16 protein-coding genes, 1 tRNA gene and 3 pseudogenes are annotated in these 19,981 nt (G+C 68.0%); 10 read left to right on the top strand and 10 right to left on the bottom strand.

The genetic code is table 11. The annotated features are described in order from the left end of the window. Positions 1 to 10 precede the first annotated feature (10 nt). Positions 11 to 1,714 (bottom strand): metallophosphoesterase family protein, encoded by a 1,704-nt coding sequence (locus OG799_RS26765; RefSeq protein WP_406046414.1) that lies wholly within the window; start codon positions 1,712 to 1,714, stop codon positions 11 to 13. 166 nt (positions 1,715 to 1,880) lie between these two features. On the opposite strand from OG799_RS26765, the gene OG799_RS26760 reads away from it, so the two are divergent. Then, positions 1,881 to 1,954 (top strand) — tRNA-Thr (locus OG799_RS26760). Positions 1,955 to 1,971: 17 nt separating this feature from the next. Here the strand turns inward: OG799_RS26760 and OG799_RS26755 are convergent. Beyond that, positions 1,972 to 2,463 carry a tyrosine-type recombinase/integrase gene (locus OG799_RS26755; RefSeq protein WP_406038700.1) on the bottom strand — a complete coding sequence of 164 codons (492 nt, stop codon included), beginning with the start codon at positions 2,461 to 2,463 and terminating at the stop codon, positions 1,972 to 1,974. Positions 2,464 to 2,730: 267 nt separating this feature from the next. On the opposite strand from OG799_RS26755, the gene OG799_RS26750 reads away from it, so the two are divergent. Then, on the top strand, positions 2,731 to 3,948 hold the full coding sequence (locus OG799_RS26750) for a low temperature requirement protein A (RefSeq protein WP_406038698.1): 1,218 nt from the start codon (positions 2,731 to 2,733) through the stop codon (positions 3,946 to 3,948). 263 nt (positions 3,949 to 4,211) lie between these two features. Here the strand turns inward: OG799_RS26750 and OG799_RS26745 are convergent, their stop codons facing one another. Continuing rightward, positions 4,212 to 4,964 carry a tyrosine-type recombinase/integrase gene (locus OG799_RS26745; RefSeq protein ID WP_406038696.1) on the bottom strand — a complete coding sequence of 251 codons (753 nt, stop codon included), beginning with the start codon at positions 4,962 to 4,964 and terminating at the stop codon, positions 4,212 to 4,214. 149 nt (positions 4,965 to 5,113) lie between these two features. Next, positions 5,114 to 5,722 (bottom strand): hypothetical protein, encoded by a 609-nt coding sequence (locus OG799_RS26740; protein ID WP_406038695.1) that lies wholly within the window; start codon positions 5,720 to 5,722, stop codon positions 5,114 to 5,116. Between the two features lie 289 nt (positions 5,723 to 6,011). On the opposite strand from OG799_RS26740, the gene OG799_RS26735 reads away from it, so the two are divergent. Then, positions 6,012 to 7,208: a low temperature requirement protein A gene (locus OG799_RS26735; RefSeq protein WP_406038693.1), complete on the top strand. Its 1,197-nt coding sequence runs from the start codon at positions 6,012 to 6,014 to the stop codon at positions 7,206 to 7,208. A 282-nt stretch (positions 7,209 to 7,490) separates the two neighbouring features. Next, positions 7,491 to 8,060: a DUF5753 domain-containing protein gene (locus OG799_RS26730; RefSeq protein ID WP_406038691.1), complete on the top strand. Its 570-nt coding sequence runs from the start codon at positions 7,491 to 7,493 to the stop codon at positions 8,058 to 8,060. Between the two features lie 41 nt (positions 8,061 to 8,101). Here the strand turns inward: OG799_RS26730 and OG799_RS26725 are convergent, their stop codons facing one another. After that, on the bottom strand, positions 8,102 to 9,118 hold the full coding sequence (locus OG799_RS26725; RefSeq protein WP_406038689.1) for a DMT family transporter: 1,017 nt from the start codon (positions 9,116 to 9,118) through the stop codon (positions 8,102 to 8,104). A 73-nt stretch (positions 9,119 to 9,191) separates the two neighbouring features. On the opposite strand from OG799_RS26725, the gene OG799_RS26720 reads away from it, so the two are divergent. The 3 genes and pseudogenes from OG799_RS26720 (at position 9,192) to OG799_RS26710 (ending at position 11,663) form a co-directional block, all read left to right on the top strand. Next, a complete protein-coding gene (locus OG799_RS26720; protein WP_406038687.1) occupies positions 9,192 to 10,142 on the top strand; it encodes a LysR substrate-binding domain-containing protein in 951 nt (316 codons plus the stop codon). A gap of 139 nt (positions 10,143 to 10,281) precedes the next feature. Continuing rightward, positions 10,282 to 10,614 (top strand): annotated as a pseudogene (locus tag OG799_RS26715) (GNAT family N-acetyltransferase); the annotation flags it as partial. A 134-nt stretch (positions 10,615 to 10,748) separates the two neighbouring features. Then, entirely contained in the window at positions 10,749 to 11,663 is a 915-nt protein-coding gene (locus OG799_RS26710) for an IS982 family transposase (RefSeq protein ID WP_406037067.1), read from the top strand. A 194-nt stretch (positions 11,664 to 11,857) separates the two neighbouring features. Here the strand turns inward: OG799_RS26710 and OG799_RS26705 are convergent. From OG799_RS26705 to OG799_RS26695, 3 genes and pseudogenes are all read right to left on the bottom strand, one after another. After that, a pseudogene (locus OG799_RS26705) lies at positions 11,858 to 12,241 on the bottom strand (transposase); the annotation flags it as partial. Positions 12,242 to 12,541: 300 nt separating this feature from the next. Next, positions 12,542 to 13,540, bottom strand: a pseudogene (locus tag OG799_RS26700) (transposase); the annotation flags it as partial. A gap of 62 nt (positions 13,541 to 13,602) precedes the next feature. Further along, complete coding sequence (locus tag OG799_RS26695; protein ID WP_406038685.1) at positions 13,603 to 13,935, bottom strand: hypothetical protein; 333 nt, start codon at positions 13,933 to 13,935, stop codon at positions 13,603 to 13,605. A 329-nt stretch (positions 13,936 to 14,264) separates the two neighbouring features. Between OG799_RS26695 and OG799_RS26690 the strand changes: the two genes are divergently transcribed. Further along, positions 14,265 to 15,341, top strand: a complete 1,077-nt coding sequence (locus OG799_RS26690) for an FUSC family protein (protein WP_406038683.1) — start codon at positions 14,265 to 14,267, stop codon at positions 15,339 to 15,341. 113 nt (positions 15,342 to 15,454) lie between these two features. Here OG799_RS26690 and OG799_RS26685 read toward each other — a convergent pair whose 3' ends face one another. Continuing rightward, positions 15,455 to 16,093, bottom strand: a complete 639-nt coding sequence (locus OG799_RS26685; protein WP_406038681.1) for a GAP family protein — start codon at positions 16,091 to 16,093, stop codon at positions 15,455 to 15,457. Positions 16,094 to 16,467: 374 nt separating this feature from the next. Here OG799_RS26685 and OG799_RS26680 point away from each other — a divergent pair, with 374 nt between their 5' ends. Beyond that, entirely contained in the window at positions 16,468 to 18,294 is a 1,827-nt protein-coding gene (locus OG799_RS26680) for a glycoside hydrolase family 15 protein (protein WP_406038679.1), read from the top strand. Positions 18,295 to 18,621: 327 nt separating this feature from the next. Further along, on the top strand, positions 18,622 to 19,164 hold the full coding sequence (locus tag OG799_RS26675) for a hypothetical protein (RefSeq protein ID WP_406038678.1): 543 nt from the start codon (positions 18,622 to 18,624) through the stop codon (positions 19,162 to 19,164). Positions 19,165 to 19,358: 194 nt separating this feature from the next. Here the strand turns inward: OG799_RS26675 and OG799_RS26670 are convergent, their stop codons facing one another. Beyond that, positions 19,359 to 19,949 (bottom strand): dienelactone hydrolase family protein, encoded by a 591-nt coding sequence (locus OG799_RS26670; RefSeq protein WP_406038676.1) that lies wholly within the window; start codon positions 19,947 to 19,949, stop codon positions 19,359 to 19,361. Positions 19,950 to 19,981 lie beyond the last annotated feature (32 nt).

Genomic DNA, 19,981 nt, shown 5'->3' with positions numbered 1-19,981 from the left:
TGGCGTGGTGTCAGGTGAGGGTGATGGGGGGTTCGGCCAGGCGGTAACGGAGGGGGGTCTTGGGGGTCAGCCAGGAGGCGGTGGGGGAGTCGTCGGGGTTGAGTTGCCAGGCGTGGGAGACCTTGTCCACGGCGATCGGGTAGAGGGTCAGGGTGCCGTCGGGGTCGATGCGCATGCGCAGGAAGGACTTCGAGTCCTCGATGCCCTGGCCGGCGAAGAGCTCGTTGACGTTCACCCCGAACGCCCCCGCGACCAGCAGGTACAGCGCCACCACCTGGCTGGACACCAGACCGATCACCGGACCGTAGACGACCGCCGCGGCGACCGCGGGCAGCGGCCACGGCCAGTCGTACAGGGGCAGTTCCAGCCAGGCCCAGGTGGCCGCGGCGGCCAGCGCGACGTGCGCCAGACCGTGGCCGACGCCGAGGATCCAGTGCCGGGCGTGCCGTTTCCCGCCCGCGCTGGGCGGCTTGGCGAAGAACGCCGCGCTCAGCAGCGTCACCACCAGCATGAACACCAGCGGTACGCTGAGCAGCCGCTGCTCGGTGGTGCCCACCCGGTTCGCCGTGACCCCGGCCATCGCCAGCATCAGCAGCGTGTGCAAGGTGCCGAGCAGGGTAGTGAAGCCCGGGTTGCGGAACGGCAGCCGGGCGAAGATGCCCCAGCCGTAGCGCCGGGAACGGTCCTTGTCGGGATAGCGGGCCACCAGGTCGTACGGGCGGGTGCGGCTGGCGCGGCGGGAGAGCGTGTCCCGCGGCGGCACCTCCAGCTGCTCCGGCAGCTTGTGGGTCGGGTAGAGGTAGGCGCCCCCGCCACCGCAGGTGATCAGCTGCCGGTCCGGGCCGGTGTAGCGGGCGTAGTGGTGCAGGTCGCCGGAGACCAGCAGCCGCACCTGGGCCCCGGTCGGCGCGATGATCGTACGGATGAAGTAGTCGATCGAGTCGTACGCCGTGGGGTGGTCCGCGGCCTTGACCCAGGTCGGCGCCGGCACCGCCAGGATCACCCGGGACCGCGGGGTGAGCTTGCGGGCCACCTCATCGAAGTAGGTGAGCTGCGGGTCGTCCAGGTACGACCCGGACTGGTCGTCGAGGCCGAGCAGCCACCAGCCCGCAGGGAGCTCCAAGGCGAAGTACGACCGGGACTGGCCGGTGCCCCAGCCGGCGAAGTGCCGGTCCCGGGAGCGGACGAAGAGCCGCAGGAAGGCGGTCAGGCCGTCGTACCAGTCATGGTTGCCCGGGACCGCGAAGAGCGTGGGGCGCTCGGCCGGCGCCACCGGCAGCGCCGCCTGGTAGGGCCCCTTGCACCGGTCCTCGTACGCCTCGTAGGACGCCGACGGATAGACCTGGTCGCCGCCCATCACCAGGGTCTGCGCCCGGGGCAGCCGGTGCCCGTCCACCGTCAGCTCCGGCTGGGCGAGCAGGTAGGCCACCGAGTAGGTCGCGTCGAAGCCGTCGCCCAGGTCGGCCACGTAGTCCAGCCAGAGCCCGCCGTCCGGACCGACCTGCCGGAAGATCCCGTCGCCGAACGCGTTCTGCAACTCCCGTTTGTCCAGGTACGCCCCGAAGAGCATCGCCAGCAGCGTACGGATGCCGGTGCTGATCAGCAGGAACGGCGCGAGCCACGGCACCGGCTTGCGCGGGGTGAAGCCCAGCTCCAGCGGGTCGGTGCTGAGCGGGCGCCGGACGGCCCGCTCGCCCGGATGCGCCTCGGGGATCGGCTGCTGCTCCGGTACGTGATCGTCGCTCACCCGCCGCAGGGTAGTCCTGCCCGTCGGCGAGCGCTGTCCGGCGAACGACCGAACGTGCCTCGATGTCCGGCTCCGGTTCCCGGGGATCCCGTTCGGCCCGGGGCGGGGGTGTGCCGTACACTTGACGATCGTTGCCGCCTTAGCTCAGTCGGCTAGAGCGACGCACTCGTAATGCGTAGGTCGACGGTTCGATTCCGTCAGGCGGCTCGGAACAGAAGCCCAGGTCAACGGCCTGGGCTTCGCCGTTTCCCGAGGTCGATCACTCCTCCGCCAGCGGTACCGGTCCGCAAATCGTCCGCATCCCGCGCGGCGAACGCCTCGTCCAGCCGGTTGGCGACCGCGTCCAGGTCGTCACCGAACAGACCTGCGTACACGTCCAGCGTCATCGACGCCGAGGCGTGCCCCAGCATCCGCTGCACCGCCTTGACGTTGGCGCCCGCAGCCACCGCCAGACTCGCCGCCGTGTGCCGAAGATCGTGCGGAGTCAGCCCAGCCAGCCCAACCGACGCCGCCGCCGGCGCGAAGACCCGCGACCGGAAGTTGGTGTTGCGCAGCGGCCCGCCGTTCGGCGCGGTGAACACCAGCGCGTCCCGACGCTTCCCGGCGACGTGTGCGGCCAGCTCGTCGACGAGGAAGCGCGGGATCGGCACGGACCGGCGCTGGTGGTTCTTCGGCGTCCCCTCGACCAACTCCCCGCGGATCTCCTCGCCGGGCACCCAAGGGCTACCAGCCTTCTCGGACGGGGACCAGGTCGTTCGTCCGGTAGGGCGCTCCACCTGGTCCCCGTCCGAGAAGGCTGGACGGTCTGCGACTGCCCGACGAGGAGATCCGCTCTCTTGCTCAGCTGGGCGCCCACAAACGTCGACCGATCGGCGCAGGTGTCATCCGTGCCCGGCTCGCGCCAGCCTTTACCGCCGTCACCGCCGGTCGATGAAACGGGCGAATCGGTGCACGCAAGCCGATCCTCCCGCGACCATGGGCGGATGGGGCGACCATCGGAGCCGGCGCAGACCGGGGGCATCATGCGCGGCGAGGAGGACGCCCAGCAGGCCAGCTTCCTGGAGCTGTTCTTCGACCTGGTGTTGGTCTTCGCCCTGGTCGGGGTCGTCAGCCGGATGGGGCCGGACCTTCTCTCCGACAACGTGGGCGTGCGCTGGCTGTCGCTGCTGTACACGGTCGTTCTTGCCCTGCCGTTGCTGTGGCTGTGGACGACCACCGCGTACCTCACCAGCCGGTTCGACTACCGCAACGGCTGGATTCAGCTGCTGGTCCTGGTCAGCGCGTTCGGCCTGCTGATCATGGCGACGTCCCTGTACGAGTTCGAGCAACGCGGCGCCACCTTCGCCATTGTGTACGTGGTGCTGCACATCGGACGCCCCTTGGTGCTCCGGCCGTTGTTACGGGAGCACGAGAACGTACGGGCGCTCTACACCCGCCTGGCCATCTGGGCCAGCATCTCCGGCGTCATCTGGCTCGCCGGGGCGGCGATGCGCGGAAACCACCGGCTGGCCCTGTGGTTGATCGCCATCACCGTGGACATGGTCGTGGCGCGGGTCAGATGGCCGGTACCCGGCATGGGCCGACCACCGACCAGCGCGTGGGCGATGTCCAGCAGCCGATACCTCCCCGAGCGCTACCAGCAACTGTTGTTGATCGCGCTCGGCGAGACGGTGCTGTCCATCGGCCTCACCTACGCCAACCACCCCGCCACGCTCGCCGCAAAGGCGGCCCTGGTGGTCACGTTCCTGTCGTCCGTGCTGATGTGGCGGATCTACTTCTATCGCGCTGGCCAGGTGCTGGCCGAGGCCGTCGAGATGTCGTCGAACCGGGCAGCTGCCGGCGGGATCGTCGGCGTGGCCCATCTGCTCATGGTGCTCGGCATCACCTTGGCCGCGGCTGGCTCGGAAATCGTGTTGGCGCATCCCGCCGGGCCCTCCGTGCCGGCCTGGCTCGTGGTCATCCTCGGCGGGCCGGCGCTCTTCCTGTTCGGCCGCAGTCGGCTGGAACGGGTCGTCTTCAACCGGCTCGCCGTGCGCCGGTTCGTCGGCATCGGCGTTCTGGTCCTGCTGGCGCCGCCGCTGTTCTTCGGCCCGCCGCTGCTCGCCGCCATCGCCGCTGCGGTCGTGCTGTTCGGGGTCGCCGTCGCGGACGCTCGACGCGCCGCCGGCCGCCCACTGGAGGCCCCGTCCCCGTCCGCCTAGCAGAGGCGGTCCGCATCCAGTCCGCAAGAGGTCCACAGACGATGGGGAGGCGTTGAGGGATGTCGGAAGGATTTCCGCTGCCAGACCCCCATGCGCCCAGGTCGGCGGCACGGGCAGTTTGATCTCGTAATGCGTAGGTCGACGGTTCGATTCCGTCAGGCGGCTCCAGAGGAAGGCCCAGGTCACCGGCTAGATCGCCGATCATGACCTGGGCCTTTTCCGTGGCGTTGGAGAGCCGAGCAGCCAAACGAGCAGCCAACATGTCACTCACTCGACCACAGCGCCCCCTCCAGCCGTGCCGCCGCTTCCCGCGCGATCTCGGGGGCGACATGTGCGTAGATGTTGAGCGTCACGCTGATCTGCGAGTGGCCGAGGATTTCCATGACCACGCGGGCGGGCACGCCCTGGGCGAGGAGGACGCTCGCCGCCGTGTGCCGTAGGTCGTGCAGCCGAACCTGCCGCAGACAGGCCTGTCGGATGATCTCCCGGAACGAGCGGTAGTCGTTGCGTGGGTGGATCGGGGTGCCGACGCTGGTCGCGAAGACCAGGCCAGGGTCGGCCCAACTGTCGGCGTCGAGACGTTCCTCCGCCTGGCGCTCATGATGGCGGCGTAGGGCCGCCAACACTGTGGGCGGCAGCGGCAATGTCCGACGGGACCGCGCGGTTTTCGTCTCGACGAAGGCCAAGCCGCCCGTGTCGGGATCGCGTTGCAGCTGCCCCCGCACCCGGAGCGTGCCGGCGACTAGGTCGACGTCATCCCAACGCAAGCCAAGAACCTCGCCCTGCCGAAGCCCGAGCGCGATCCCGATGAGCCAACGGGCCTCCAGTCGCAAGCCTTCGACGGCCTTGAGGAACTTCCGGGCCTCGCCGAGGGAGTAGGGGCGGACTTCTACGTGAGGTAACGAGGGGGGCTCGACCAGCGAAGCCGGGTTGACGTGGATCAGTTGCCATCGGACGGCGACATTAAGCGCCCGTCGGAGATTGGCGTGCAGCCGCCGGACGCTGCCGACCGACACCTGACCCGGGCAACCGGCGGCGGTCGTCGCCCGGAAGGCCGGCCGGACTGCCGGCGATGTCGGGTCTCAGGACCTCCGCGACCGATCAGTCTCGGGACGTGCGTGACACGACCGGCTAAACGATCTTGTGGTCCTCGTAATCCGTGCGGTCAGGTGCCCGGGGCGGACTGCGCGCTGGCCGGCGGCAGCGGCAGGTCGATCTTTACGGGCGTTCCGCTTGGAGGCGAGAAGCGAAGCGTCAGGAGACGCGCTTCCACAGGCGGGGTCGGCAAGAACGACCAGTGCACTTCCCACTCTGTCCCGGACCCGCCAGCCTGTCCTGAGGCGAGGCGGTAGGGCGTATCGATGTCGTCGGATACCCCAGGAATCAGGCGCGTGAACGCCTCCGCGGGCCACTGGGGCGGCGGCGACTCGGGGTCGGCTCGCTGCCCCCAATTTTCGTAGCGATCCAAGAAGTCGCTCAACCCTGCCTGGCGCGATGGGCCTTGCTCGGCGTCGAGCGTTACCTCGATGTGGTTGGCCAAAGCGACCTGCACAAGCTGTGCCCGTACCCCGCCGACCTCGCCCACCGCCAACGGGCGCTGAAGCGGCAAGCGGATTCGCGGGACCTGGCTGACGGTAACAAGGTAGACATGATCAGGGTCGTGGTAGTCGACGTGGAGAGCCCCGTCGCCAAGCCGCTCGACGCTACTGGCAGGCGGCGGCTCCGGTTGATGCCGGAATAGCAGCGATCTGATCACGCCCTCAAGGTCCGTCATGCTCGACACTTAACCACCGCCTCTGCCAACCTGCGCCGCCCTCAACTGCACCAGCCCTCGGCGGAGTGTCACGTAGGTCCAGATATCGATTTGTCACGCAGGTCCCGAGACCGGACACCGGACTGCCGGCGATGCCGGGCATCAGTTGATAGGTGACGGATCGATGTCACATGATCCGTGACACTGCCGGCTAGACGATCTTGAGGGAGAGCTCGGGACTTGTCCACAGGAGCGAAAGCGGACGGATACGCTAATACCGATCCAAGATCGGTAGGAGCGGGACCAGCCGGTGACGACGAATGGCACAAACGGACTGCTTCGCAAGCTCGAGGACGTCGCGCGGGCGTCGTTTCTGGAGCTGTTCTTCGATGTCGTGTTCATCTTTGCGCTCCGCGCGCTCGCCCAGCAGCTGCTCAACAACCTGACCTGGTCCGGCGCGTTCCAGGCACTGGTGCTGCTGCTGGCCATCGGATTGGTGTGGTCCCTCACCGCGCGGGCAACCGCACAGTTGAACCCGCGGCGGCCGCCGGTACAACTGCTGGTCCTCGCCACCATGGTGGGTGCCCTGGTGCTCTCCGCGGCGGTCCCCGAAGCGTTCGGCAAGACCGGCCTGATCTTCGCGGTCACCTACCTTGCCATCCAGATCGGCCGCAATCTGTTCGTCGTGCTCCTGTTGCGAGGCCACGAGCTGCAAAATTTTGTTGGGCGGGCGGCGATCTGGCACGCCGCCACCGCGGTGCCCTGGCTGGCCGGGGCGGTCGCCTCGGGCACAGCACGTACGGCGCTGTGGACGCTCGCGGTTGCCCTCATCTACGTCGCACGGTGGTTCAGCTACCCCCTGCCAGGACTCAGGCGCCTGGCCGGTGCGCAGTTGCCGGCCGGCGAGTATCTGGCCGACCGCTACCGGGCACTGTTCGTCATCGCCCTCGGCGAAGTCGTTCTGGCCATCGGATCGACCCTCACCGGTCGCGGCTTTGCTACCGACGAGACCGTGGCGTTCGTGGTGACATTCGCCGTCACAGCGTTGATATGGCGGATCTACATTTTTCGCGCCGGAGAAGACATCGGGCCGGCCATCAAGGCCTCAGCCAACCCCGACCTTCTCGGCACCCTGGTGTCCTACGCACACCTGGTCATGCTCGCCAGCCTCGTCGCCGCGTCGGTCGGCGCCGAACTGGTCATCGACGACCCGCTAGGCCGTCCACGAGCGACCGCGACCGTCACCATCCTCGGCGGTACCGCGCTGTTCCTCGCCGGTCGGACCCTCCTGGATTACCTGGTGTTCGGCCGCGTTTATAGAAGTTGTGTCATCGGGCTACTCGCCCTCGCCTGCCTCCTGCCGCCGATGCTGCTCCTGCCACCGCTCGTCAACGGCTTCGCTGCCGGCACGGTCCTCACCGGCATCGTCATCGCCGACAATATTCGTGTACGACGGCACCCCGCACCGATCTCCCCACCAGGTCCCCACCGCCCCAGCGACACGTGACCGCCCAGCACCGGTGAGCACAACCCGTACCTCCCCTCCGCCGACGCCACCAACACGCGGCGGAGCGTCACCCATCAACTGAAGCCACCGTGTCACGAATCAACCGGAGTCGGACAGCGGGCTGCCGGCGATGTTGTGCAAAGTTTCTGTACGTCTCAAGGCGGCCCTGAACGGGCCGCACGCGCCGCCGCCAGGGCGCGCGGCCTGCACTCCGCTGCCGCTCCGCTCCGGCCACGCAGAACGCCCGGCGGCTGGCGCGTGCACCGCGGCTGGCGCCGCCGGATGCGTCAAGGCCAGGCCGCCGTCCAGGACAGCTACAACCAGTTCGTCGCCGAGTCACGCCTGATCCGGCACTTCGAGACCGTGTACGTACCAGGGCTGCTCCAGACCGCCGACTACGCCCGCCGCGTCCTGGCCGAGATGGTCGAGCTGCACAACCTCGACACCGCCGACGTCGACGCCGCCGTAGCCACCCGCATGCAGCGCCAGCACCTCCTCTACGACACCAGCAAACGGTTCGAATTCCTGCTCGCCGAACCTGTACTGCGGTGGCTACTGCCCCCGCCCGACGCCATGCGCGGCCAGCTCGACCGGCTGCAAACCGTCGTTGGCGTACCGAACATCCGCTTCGGCATCCTGCCTCTCGGCGTCCCCCTCGCCACCACCCCGCAGAACTCCTTCCAGATGTACGACGACGTCGCCATCGTGGAAACCTTCATCGGCGAGACCACCTACCGCGACGACGAAGCCGCCACCTACGCCAAGGCCATCGAGCGACTCTGGAACGAAGCCGTCACCGGTGAAGACGCCCGGCGACTCATCGTCCGCGCCGCCCAGGACCTCCCGAGCTAGGTACACCCAGACGGCACCGACCGCGAATCAAGTCCTTCAGCTCAGGGGCATTCTGACCGCCCGGGCATGCCTGCGGGCACTGCTTCTAGCTGATCGAGACCGGCTGCCTCGCGGCGTCGAGGTCGGATCGGCAGCCGGCGTGGCACTGCGCCGCGGTGCCCGGGGCGTGCCCTGTGCACCTGTAGGGCAGCCACGGACGACAGGACGAGCAGGCCACCCGTTATCTGCACGGGGGTGAGGATCTCGTCGAGCGTGAGCGCCGCCAGCGCCGTGGTGACGACCGGTTCGAACGTCGACAGGATGGCTGCAGTCGAAGGGCCCGTCCGCCGCAGGCCGGCGAAGAAGGTCAGCATCGCCAAGACGGTGGAGACGACCGCGATGCACGCGAGCCAGAACCATCCCTGCAGCCCGAAGCTGAGGTCGACCCCGCCCCTCACGAGGGCGCGTGCGCCCAGGGTGAGGGCGGCCCCTGCCATCACCAGCGCGGACAGCATCACCGGTGGCAGCCGGTGCACGACGGTGTCAGCAACGAGGATGTAGACGGTGTAGGTGACAGCGGCGCCGAACGCCAGGGTCGCCCCGAGCGGGTGGAAGTCCACACCGCCGGTACCGAGGAGGACGAGCAGCGTCCCGCAGGAGGCGGCCACCAGTGCGACGCAGCGGCCGGGTGTCAGGCGGTCCCGGCCCAGCAGAACGGCCGTGAGGGTGACCAGCAGCGGGTAGGTGTAGAAGACCAGGGACAGCAGCGAGGCGTCCATCAGCTCCAAGGCCGCGAAATACAAGGATGCCTGGGTGGCGTACCCGACGGCGCCCAGGCCGAGGGCTGTCACCAGCAGACCCAGGGTCACTCGAGCGGGACCCGTCCTTCGGTCTGGGCTCGCAGGGTCGCGCCGCAGACCCGGTCGCAGGAGCAGCAGCATCGCCAGCATGCTGGCGGCAAAGCCGAAGCGCACCAAGAGCAGCGCTTCAGGCGAGACGCCCGCGGCATACGCGAGCTTCCCGAAGATCGCCATGGCGCCGAAGCACACGGCTGACAGAAGGCACAGTGCGGGACCCATGTCCTAGAGGATCGGCGCCCGCACACTCCAGGTCCAGTGACGATATGTGGACCTGATTCGTTAGTATTTCTGCATGGTAACGCTGGATCTTCGTCGGCTCCGTCTGCTCCGCGAGCTCGAGGAACGAGGGACCCTGGGCGCGGTGGCCTTGGCTCTCGGCTACAGCCCTTCCTCGGTGTCCCAGCAGTTGAGCGTTCTGGAGAAGGAGGTAGGCGCGCGCCTGCTCGAGAAGGCCGGCCGTGGTGTACGGCTCACCGACGCCGGGCGTCTGCTCGCACAGCACGCCCGAGTCCTGCTGACAGCAGCCGAGGCGGCGTCAGCGGACCTGGCCGCACTGACCGGTGAGGTGCGGGGCACCGTGCGCGCCGGCGGTCTGCAGTCAGCGGCTCGTCGCCTGCTGGTTCCCGCAGTGGCACGCATGATGGTCGAGCACCCCCAGGTACGCACCGAGGTCTCCGAGCTCGAACTCGAACAGGCATTACCAGGACTGCGGCTCGGAGCGGTCGACCTGGTGATCAGCGACGAGTACGACGGTCACCCACGCCCCCGGCCGGCAGGGCTACGGTTCACGCTACTGCACGAGGAGCCACTGAAATTGGTCCTGTCACCCGGGCATCGGCTGGCCAAGCATGGAGGACCCATCGCATTGTCCACGCTGCGGCAAGAGGTCTGGGTGGCCTCCGACGCGGGCACCGGCCATCACGACATGGTCGTGGGAAGCTGCCGGTCCATCGGCGGCTACGAGCCCGACGTGCGGCACCGGTCCAGCGACGCGGACGTCCAGCTCGAACTCGTGCGCACCACCGGAGCCGTCGCGCTGCTGCCGGCGCTGACACTGCCCGCGGCAGACCCAGCCCTTGCGATTCGTGACGTCGCCGAGGAGAAGCTCGGACGTCGACTGGTCGTTGTCCTCCGAGACGGCCCCCCAGCTCCCGCGCTCGCGGCCTTCCTAGCCGTCGTTACCGACCAGGCTCGCAATCTCAAACAGAACCCGAAGACCAAAAGGCGTGAAGGGGCTGTGTAGCTCGCAAAGCCGAGTTGGTAACGACGACGGTCGTCCCCAACCGACACCACCCACGAACGCACGCACATGCCGTGATGCACGCACCTGTCGCGGACCGTGAGGGCCCCGCGGACGCGTCTTCAGGATCATGTCAAACATCAAGTTTCTGCCCCAGGGGCTGGCGACGGAACGCCATCGCCTTCTGGTAGCCGAGAGCACCATAGGTCAGGTCGTCGGCTACGCGTGGGTCGGGCTGGAGGAGCCACGAACCAAGACGACCGACACAGCGTGGCTCTACGACATCAGCGTGGAAGAGCCCTACCGACGATCCGGCTACGGGAGAGCGATCCTCGCGGCCGTAGAGGCGGTGGCACGGGAGGCGGGTGCTACTCAGCTTGGGCTTAACGTGTTTGGTCACAACGAGCCCGCGATCTCGCTGTACCAGACATGCGGCTACGAGGTCTCGACCCAACAGATGGCGAAACGCCTGTAACGGGTGAGGCAGCGCAGGCGGGCCGTGCCGTCCACAGGCCACTAGACGATCTATTCCAAGGGGTGCGGGGCAGCGAACAAGAGCGAGGGTGTCCATGATCGACGTTGCTGAGCAACGATGACCATGGAGGCCACGTGCACGTCGATCGGGACACCCTCGCCACCGCACTCTACGTGAAGATCGACGATGAGTTGAAGGCGTCACCCCAGCTCAACCGGTGGCGGCCAGCGGTCGGTATCGGTCCGAAGATCACCGACGCGGAGTTGATCACCCTTGCGGTGTTGCAGTCCGTGCTGGGGTACCACAAGGAAGCCCGGTGGATCCGCTACGCCCGCAACAACCTGCTCCACCTGTTTCCCGACCTGCCCAAACAGCCCGGATACAACAAGCGACTACGTACCCTGACCTCGCAGATCACCCACTTCATCCGGCTGCTGACCTTGGACACCGACCTGTGGCAGCACCCGGTGCGCATCGCCGACTCCACCCCGGTGGAGTGCGGACGCTCCCGCGAGACCGTGAAACGCTCTGACCTGGCCGGCTGGGCCAGCTACGGCTACTGCGCCTCCCACTCCCGCCGCTTCTGGGGACTGCGCCTACACCTGGTCACCACCGTGCACGGCCTGCCCGTCGCGTTCGCCCTGACCACCGCCAAGACCGACGAACGCGAGGTCCTGGTCGACCTGTTCGACCTGGACAACGGCCTGTTGACCCACCCCGACGGGCTGATCCTGATCGTCGACAAGGGCTACCGCGACGCCGCCATCGAACAGCAGCTGACCGAACGCGGCGTCACCATGATCCGCCCCGCCTACCGCACCGAACCGCCACGCCCCGGACGGGCACTGCTACGCGCCCTGCGCCAGAGCATCGAGTCGGTCAACCAAACCTTCAAAGGCCAACTCGACCTCGAACGACACGGCGGACGGACCCCCGCCGGCGTGGCCGTACGCGTCTTGCAACGCATCCTCGCACTCACCGCCGTGATCTGGCACAACTGGCACACCGGCCAGCCAGTCCTACGGTCCCTGACCGCATACGACCACTGACCCCTTGGAATAGATCGTCTAGGAACGTGCTGAATTTCGGTGTTCCTCGGGGTATGCCCTGCGTGGATGCTTGGTCGGGTTGCCAGCGGCTGGAAAGCGGTCGGGTCGAGGTGGTGACGTTGTAGGGGGTCTGGGCGTTGGTGGACTGGTGGATGAGGTCGTGCTGGTGTCTTTCGGCTCTGGTGTTAGCCGGTTCAGCAGGTGGTCAGGGCCCATCCGTTGGTGTAGTGCAGGCCGCGGTTGATCAGGTTGCGGAGGTTGAGCGCTGCGGTGCGTCGTTTGAGCCAGGCGTTGTTGGGTTCCACGCCGCGGTAGCGCAGTTTCAGCCGGCGTCCGCCGCGGCTGGCGACCTGCGCGATGACCCGTTCGATGTTGGGCCGGTGCCGGCGGTACCGCTCCCGCAGGGTCGGGTCGGTTGTCCAGTCCCGGCGGGCTTGGCGCAGCAGGGCGTCGTGTTCGTGCAGCACGATCTTGCGGCCGGTCTTGGATTTGGTGCACCGGTCCCGCAGCGGGCAGGTACGGCACAGCGCGCCGAAGGCGGCGGTGCGGGTGGTCGGGCTGATCGGCCGGGTGTGCCCGGCCGGGCAGGTGACCGTCTGGCCGTCCTCGTCCACGGCGAAGTCGTCGATGGTGAACCCGCCGGCGACCGGGGACTGCACCGGCTTGGGTTTGATGATCGCGGTGTGGCCGGCCTGGCCGAGGGCATCGCGTAGGTCCCCGGTGCCGTAGGCGGAATCGCCGTACCATTCCCGGCCGGGCACGTCCTCGGCGTCACTGTGCTCCGCGCCGCTGGCGGTGTGGGTGCCGACTGCACTGGTGGTGTTGGGTCCGCCGTCGCCGTCGCCGTCGCCGTCGCCGTCGCCGTCGCTGGTGGCGAGGTCGTTGGCGAGGAACCGGGCCGCCACGGCCGGATCGGAGTTGTCGCTACCGGCGGCTTTGGTCAACTGCTCGTCGGTGACGATGCCGGTATCCGGGTCGGCGGCCACGTGGGCGCGGTAGCCGTCGCGGCGAGCCTCAGGCGATTTGCGGGTGTGCCGGGCCTCGGGGTCCACGGTGGAGACGATCCGGTCCTCGGCCACCTTACGGGCGATGCGCCACCGCCCGTCGGTGCCGTCGGAGCCCTCGGCCGGTTCCACGTCTTGGCCGGCCACCAACGCCAGCAGCGCGAGGGCCTGCGCGGCCGGCTCGTCCAGCGTCGCCCCGGCCAGCGCGCCGAGCAGGGCGGTGGCGTCGTTGACCAGCGCCGAAACGAGGGCGTCCTTGGCCGTCGGGTCGTCCCAGTCGATGTCCGGCTTACCCGGCCGGGTGTAGTCATGCCCGGTACACGCCGCCGCGACCTGCTCCGCGGCGCCGGGCACCACCCGGGCCACCCGGCGGATCTGGCTGATCAACTGGGTGATGGTGTCCTGGGTAGCCACCGCGTCGGCCAGGATCGTGGAATCCACCGCCCGGCGACGCCGTCCCCGCAGCACCCCGGTCGCCTCGACCACCTGCCGGACCGCGTCAGTGATCCGGTGTGGGCGATCCGAACGGGCCAGCCGGCGCCGCCAGTACGTCAACGTCGAGGGGTGGAACCCCTTGTCGTCCAACGCCAACCCGCAGGCCACCTTCCACCGCAGGTCACACCGGGCGGCCTCGGCGGTCTCCGCATCCGAGTAGTCCAACAGCGTCTGCAACGTCAGGATCGACGCCGCCACCGGCGCCGGGATCGACGGGCGGCCCTTGGCCGACGGGAACAGATCCGCGAACAACTCGTCCGGGAACACCCGACCCCGATGCTCGGCCAGGAACGCATACGTACTGCCCGCCGGCACCAGATGCCCCACCAGGGCCGCCGCGTCCAGCAACTCCCGGTCAGCACGCTCCACACCCTGCACGCAAAGATTATCTCACATCAATACAAACAGGTACAGAAGCCACGCCATAATTCAGCGCGTTCCTAGGTGGTGTCATCGGGGCCAAACCAGGCCACCTGTGAGAGCACCGAGCAGGCGCAGCATGGCAGATCTAATCCGATCTTGTGCGATCCCCAACCTGACGCTGCGCCAGGCGAGCGGTCCGCATCTAGCTCGCCGTTAACGACCAGGATGAGGCGGTAGGCGCTCGGGTCGGCGTTGGAGATACCAGTGACGCTGATGTCGCTGGGCCCGGTGCTCCCGTTGGCCGGCGACGTGATCGTCACCGACAGGTCTTCCGCCTGGGCGGGCGCGGGCCCAACCAGCGCACCGACCAGCGTGGACAGCAAAACGGCGATCCCGATACGCAGCCTCATCGCTGCCCCCTCCGCGTGGTTCCCGCTCGGTTCGGATGAATCGGCCGAGCTGAAGCGGCGCAGCCAGCCTCAGCGGCGGCGTCCACCCCTGTCGGTTTGAGACCCGGCGATCAGCCACCGGCTGGCGGGTGTGGGCAGCAGGCCTTCCGCGATGGTGTGGCGGGTACGTCCGGGCAGATGCCTGCGGTTGGGCAGGCTGCCGTCGGCGGCGCAACAGATCGGGGATCTCGGGCAACCGATCTTCACGGCGTACGACGATTGTCGGAGAGCCGATGGAGGGTCGGAGGTGAGAGGTGCGCAGCCGACTTCGGGGTGTTCCGCGGGGGAGTGTGCGGCGAGAAGGCCAGGATGCCTACGAGCGACTTCGCACGTACCTCATCGTCGCGGCGCAGGCGGGCTTGGCCGCCGGGCTGGCCTTGTTCATCGCGCGCGACGTGCTGCACACTCAGCAGCCGCTGGTCGCGCCTGCCACCGCCGTCGGCACGATCGCGGCAGCCATCGGTAATCGGGCCAGGCGAACGCTTGAAGTCATCGCCGGGGTGATCCTGGGGGTGTTGGTCGGGAGGGGGCTCATCGAGGTCATCGGGGGAGGGCCGGTACAAACCGGGCTGGTCGTGGCATTGGCCATCTCGGCGGCAGCCTTGTTTCGGGGCACCGGCGCCGGCATGGTGCAGGCAGCAAGCGCCGCCATGCTGCTGGGAACGGTGTCTCCGGGACATGCGAACCTGGCTGTGCCGCGGACGGCGAATGCCCTGGTCGGTGGAGTGGTGGCCCTCGCCGTGGTGTTCCTGATCATGCCGCTCAACCCGCTGCGCGTGGTACATCGCGCCGCCGGCCCGACGTTGGATGTCTTCGCCCGTGAACTGACCGCAACTGCCAAGGCACTGACCGAGCGTGACGTTCAGCAGGCCGAGAACGCCCTGCAGCGCCTGTGCACGGAAGAGGCGGAAAGGCGGAAGACGACCGAGATGGTCGCCGCAGCGCGGGAGGTCGCGGTTCTGTCCCCGTGGCGGAGACGACGGTTGGGCATTATGCGCCGGTACGAGCACGCCGCCGAGCACGTCGAACTCGCCTACACCAACAGCCGCGAGATGGTGCACTGGGCCGTGTCGACCATACGCGCCCGTGAGCCGGTGCCGGCCGGACTTCCAGCAGCGATCGAGCCCGTCGGCCAAGCGCTCAGGCTCCTGCATCGTGACTTCCTCGCCGGCCGGGAGCCGGATCGTGCCCGGGCGCGGGCGCTGCAGGCCATCAAAGAAGTCAACGAGGCGTGCGCCGAGGGTCTCGAGTTCTCCGGGACCGTCGTCGTCTCGCAGCTGCGCGTTGTCGTCAGTGAGCTGCTACAAGCCTCCGGACTGCCGAAGACAGAGGCGAATCAGCAGGCGGGTTTGACCGCCGAGGACTAGCTGATGCGTCGACGGGTGGACTCCAGCCGGACCGCTTCTGTGAGATCCCAGGTAACGCGCGGCACGGAGATGCATGCCAACCCGCCAGCGATTGACGCCCAGGTGAAGGCGGGTTACTTGAGCAGATCGGACACGACGATTGCCACGAAGATCAGGATGACCGCCTCGCTGATCAGCCACGAGTGTGCGTTGGCCCAGTCCCGGACCTTCGGGAGCACCGCCGCCACGCGCTGACCGAACGCGAGCAGGGCGAGTAGCGGCAACGCCAGCAGCAGCAGCGTCAGAACCAGGAAGGGCAGCAGGTGCCACCAGGGCTTGCCCTGGCCGGCCAGGCTTCCAGCGACCGCCAGCATGGTGGCTTCGTCGCTGGGCATGGCGATGAAGAGCAGAAAGCCCAACCCGAAAGCGAAGCGCGGGCTGGCCACCTCCAACTTGCTCATCCACTTCGGCGGCTGGCTCCGCTTACGGCGGGCGAAGACCATCACCATCAGCGCCAACAGCACGGCCGACACCACCCAGTCGATCAGGTGACGAGTACCGTCATTCTTGCCGTGCCCGCCGCCCGTACCCCGTACGGCGTGGAAGACGAAGTACCAGACGGTCAGCCCGATGAGCACGGCGAGCCCGGCCCCAACCAGGTAGGCGAGCGAGCTGCGCTTCGCCACCCGGCTGGAGGCGAGGAAGACGGCACCGATGATCTGCGGACCGGCGATCATCACCACCGTAAGCGGCAGGACGCTCAGCAAGTTCACGGTTAACCCCCTTCCGACATCATTATTTCCACGCGGATCCCTCTCAGGCCGTCGTTTGCGCGTTCCGGTCCGGTGGCCAACTTCGTGCCGTCCGCGAGCGCCGACCGACGACGGCTCAGACAGCGGCGCTGCGGCCTCGAACGGCCAAGCTGGCAGTCGTCGAGGGTTGTTGGCAGCTGCTCGTTTCGCCCCTTCACCAAGCACCGGTCGTCCGGCGTGCCCGAGTACAGGACTGCCGTGGTTGATCTCTCGCGTCTACGCTTTCCCGCCGGTGCCGGTATCGAGGGTTATGTCCGCAGGTTACGACCCGCGAGGTGTGTCCCGCCCGGCTTGGGGTAGTCGCCGCCGTCGGTGAGATGAGGGCGGGAGGACGGGTGGATTCGTACCCTGCGGTGGAGTCCCACGGCTTGATCGGTGACCTGCAGACCGCGGCGCTGGTGGCGACGGATGGGACGTTGGACTGGTTCTGCGCCCCACGCTTCGATTCGCCGAGCGTGTTCGGCGGCCTGCTCGATCGACACAAGGGTGGGCATTTCCGGGTCTCGCCCGAGGGCGTCGACTACACGAGTAAGCAGTTGTACCTGCCCGGCACGCCGATCCTGATCACCCGCTTTCTCAGCGCGGACGGCGTGGGTGAGCTCATGGATTTCATGCCCGTCGCGGGAGACGTCGCGACCGACCGCCACCGCCTGGTCCGCATGATCCGGATCGTCCGAGGCAGCATGCGGTTCCGTGTCGAATGCCGACCCCGGTTCAATTACGGTCGGGATCCGCACGAGCTCGACACGTACCCAGAGGGGGACGTCTTTCGCAGTCCCAGCCTCACCCTCACCCTGAATCCCGTCGGCTTCGACGAGCTCAGGCGCGAGGCGGAGATCCGACGTAGCAAGGAGGGCGTATGCATAGTCGGCACGTTCCATGAGGGCGACTACGGCGGGGCTGTCCTGGAAACGGCGTCGCCCGGTCAGCCGCGGGTGATTGGTACGGGCGAGGTGCGCAACCTGCTCGAGCAGACCCGCGACTTCTGGCGGCGCTGGCTCGGCCGCTCCCGGTACACCGGCCGCTGGCGGGAGATGGTCGAGCGGTCCGCGATGACGCTCAAACTCATGACGTACGCGCCGACCGGCGCGCTGGTCGCCGCTCCCACCGCCGGGCTGCCGGAGCAGATCGGCGAGGAACGCAACTGGGACTACCGCTACACCTGGATCCGCGACGCGTCACTCTCGGTGTACGCGCTGCTCGGCCTGGGCTTCACCGACGAAGCGTCGCAGTTGATGCACTGGGTGGACGACCGGATCCGGGAGGCCAAGGAACGGGAGACGCCGCTGCAGATCATGTACCGCGTCGACGGCTCACCAGATATCACCGAGGAGACGCTCGACCACTTCGAGGGTTACCGCGGATCAGCACCCGTACGGGTGGGTAACGGCGCCGCCAACCAACTGCAACTCGACATCTACGGCGAGGGACTCGACGCCCTCCACGTCGCCGACAGTCACGGTCTGCAGACCACCCACGAGGGGTGGATGAACACGGCAGGAATGGTGGACTGGCTCTGCGACAACTGGGACCAGCCCGAAGACGGGATCTGGGAAACCCGCGGCGGCCGCCAGGACTTCACCTACGGGCGCCTGATGTCCTGGGTGGCCCTCGACCGAGCTGTCCGCCTCGCTCGCCGACGCGGACGACCCGGCGACACCAACCGGTGGGTGAGCACCCGAGACCAGATCTACGACCAGATCATGGCGCGTGGCTTCCACCCCGGCATCGGTGCCTTCGTGCAGCACTACGCGTCCGACGTCCTCGACGCGTCCCTGCTCGTCATGCCCACGGTCGGATTCGTGTCGCCAACCGACCCGATGTGGCAGTCGACGTTGCGGGCCATGGACGCGAAACTCGTCTCCGACAGCCTCGTCTACCGCTACGACCCGAACGCCTCACCCGACGGCCTGCCCGGCAAGGAAAGCACCTTCACCATGTGCACGTTCTGGTACGTCCAGGCCCTCGCACAGTCGGGACGGCTCGACGATGCCAGGCTGACCTTCGAGAAGATGCTCACCTATAGCAGCCCCCTCGGCCTCTACTCCGAGGAAATCGCGCCCACCGGCGAGCAGGTCGGCAACTTCCCGCAAGCATTCAGCCACCTCTCATTGATCAGCGCCGCCGTGAACCTCGACCAACTACTAGACGCCCGCCACTGAGCCGACACGAAAGCGACAGCCCGGCCGGGTCGGATTGAAGGGCGGTTCGCGCACCGAGGCGACCACCCACAGGCCGAGCCTCATCAGAAGCGGCAAGGCAGCCGGTGCGCAGGCACACACGATGACACCCATCGACAGTGTCTGACGACCAGGACCAGGCTCCCACCGGCGGGGGTCGTCCCTGTCCGCCTCTACCGCTTCGCAACGGGTAGCAGTTCATCGCCGTCCTCGTCGAGGTCACTTTCCGAGTGCGCTTCGCGGGTCGACGCAGCAGAGAGGCAGCCCACGACCTCGCATGAGTCGGCTGCATGGAGCATGATCCCTCGAGTGGGAGTTCTTTACGACTACTTCGCGGCCGCGTCCGATGAACAGGCCGCCGCGACGATCGACCTTGAGGGTGGTCCGGGAGGAGCCCTGCCCTCTTCGCCCGAGCTGCAAGCCGCCATCCGTGCGGGGGATCGAGAGGCGATGAAGCGCCTCATGCTGCCGAGCGTCCGGATCTCGGAGCATGGTCTGCCGGTGTTATCCGTCAAGGGCATCGACCCGGTTGTGCAGCTGGGAACCTTGGAAGGACTGCTCACCGGTGTCAGCACCGAGGTCATCTTCGCTCGTCCACGATCCGGTATGGCCGTGGCCGTCCGAGATGAAGGCGAGAGACTGGTGCTGTCGCTCACCGCCGAACTACAGCAGGTTTTGGCCGACCAAGCCCCCGAGCGGTTAGCGGCAGTTGCTGGCCCTTGGTCTCAGACGGAGGAGTTCTGGGGTCACGGTGACGCAACAGTCCTGGCCCATTTCCTGCGTGAGTTCTCCCTGCTCGCACGTGACGCCGGCGGTCGAAACCACCGCTTGTACTGCTGGGTTTGTGTGTAGTCGAACACGTCAAGCGGCGCACAGGCGGTGGACCAGCAGCCCGGAACGGACTCGTAACGCGTAGGTCGACGGGTCGATTCCGTCCGGCGGCGCGGTACGGAAGCCCAGGTCAACGGCCTGGGCTTCGCCGTTTCCCGAGGTCGGTCACGCCGACGTTGCCGAGCCTACGGATCGGGCGTTCCGAGCAGCCGGGGTCAGCCGACCCGGTCGAGGAAGTCGCGCGAGCGCTGCACCACCAGCGCCGTCGCGTCCGCGTCGTACGACGGCAGCGAGCTGTCGGTGAACAGGTGCTGGTCGCCCGGGTAGACGAACAGCGTGGCCAGGTCGGACCCGACGATCTCCACCAGCTCGCGGGCGGCGTCGATGTCGCCCTCCAGCGCGAAGAACGGGTCCTTGTCCATGCCGTGGATCTGTACCGGGACCCCGTCGGGCCACGGCCCGAGGGCCCACTCGCCGGTGATGGGGAGGCAGGACTCGTAGAGCAGGGCGCCGCGGGCGCCGGGCCGGGTCTGGGCGAGCCGCTGCGCCCTGGCAGCACCCCAGGAGACGCCCGCGTACACCAGGCCCACCGGGAGGTCGGCCACGGCTCGGTCGGCGCGCTCGTCGAGCACCTCGGCCCCGATGCGCTTCGTGAGCGCGACACCATCGTCGATGGTCGCCGGTCGCTCGCCGTCGAACAGGTCCGGCGTGTGCACGGTGTGCCCGCCGGCGCGCAACTGTCCGGCGAGCGCGCGCACCCCGTCGGTGAGCCCCTGGAGGTGGTGGAACAGGACGACGTCGGCCATCTCTACACTCCTGTCATCGGACGACAACGGTC

Origin of the sequence: Micromonospora sp. NBC_00898 (assembly GCF_045207895.1) — a bacterium.
GTDB lineage: Bacteria > Actinomycetota > Actinomycetes > Mycobacteriales > Micromonosporaceae > Micromonospora.
Note: the sequence above shows the minus strand (reverse complement) of the source record. Positions and strands in the feature narration are given on the sequence as shown.

Bases quoted from the DNA above. Each gene is read 5' to 3' on its own strand.
- OG799_RS26750 (WP_406038698.1), top strand. From the start codon at position 2,731: ATGGGGCGACCATCGGAGCCGGCGCAGACCGGGGGCATCATGCGCGGC.
- OG799_RS26740 (WP_406038695.1), bottom strand. From the start codon at position 5,722: ATGACGGACCTTGAGGGCGTGATCAGATCGCTGCTATTCCGGCATCAA.
- OG799_RS26730 (WP_406038691.1), top strand. From the start codon at position 7,491: ATGCGTCAAGGCCAGGCCGCCGTCCAGGACAGCTACAACCAGTTCGTC.
- OG799_RS26725 (WP_406038689.1), bottom strand. From the start codon at position 9,118: ATGGGTCCCGCACTGTGCCTTCTGTCAGCCGTGTGCTTCGGCGCCATG.
- OG799_RS26720 (WP_406038687.1), top strand. From the start codon at position 9,192: ATGGTAACGCTGGATCTTCGTCGGCTCCGTCTGCTCCGCGAGCTCGAG.
- OG799_RS26695 (WP_406038685.1), bottom strand. From the start codon at position 13,935: ATGAGGCTGCGTATCGGGATCGCCGTTTTGCTGTCCACGCTGGTCGGT.
- OG799_RS26670 (WP_406038676.1), bottom strand. From the start codon at position 19,949: ATGGCCGACGTCGTCCTGTTCCACCACCTCCAGGGGCTCACCGACGGG.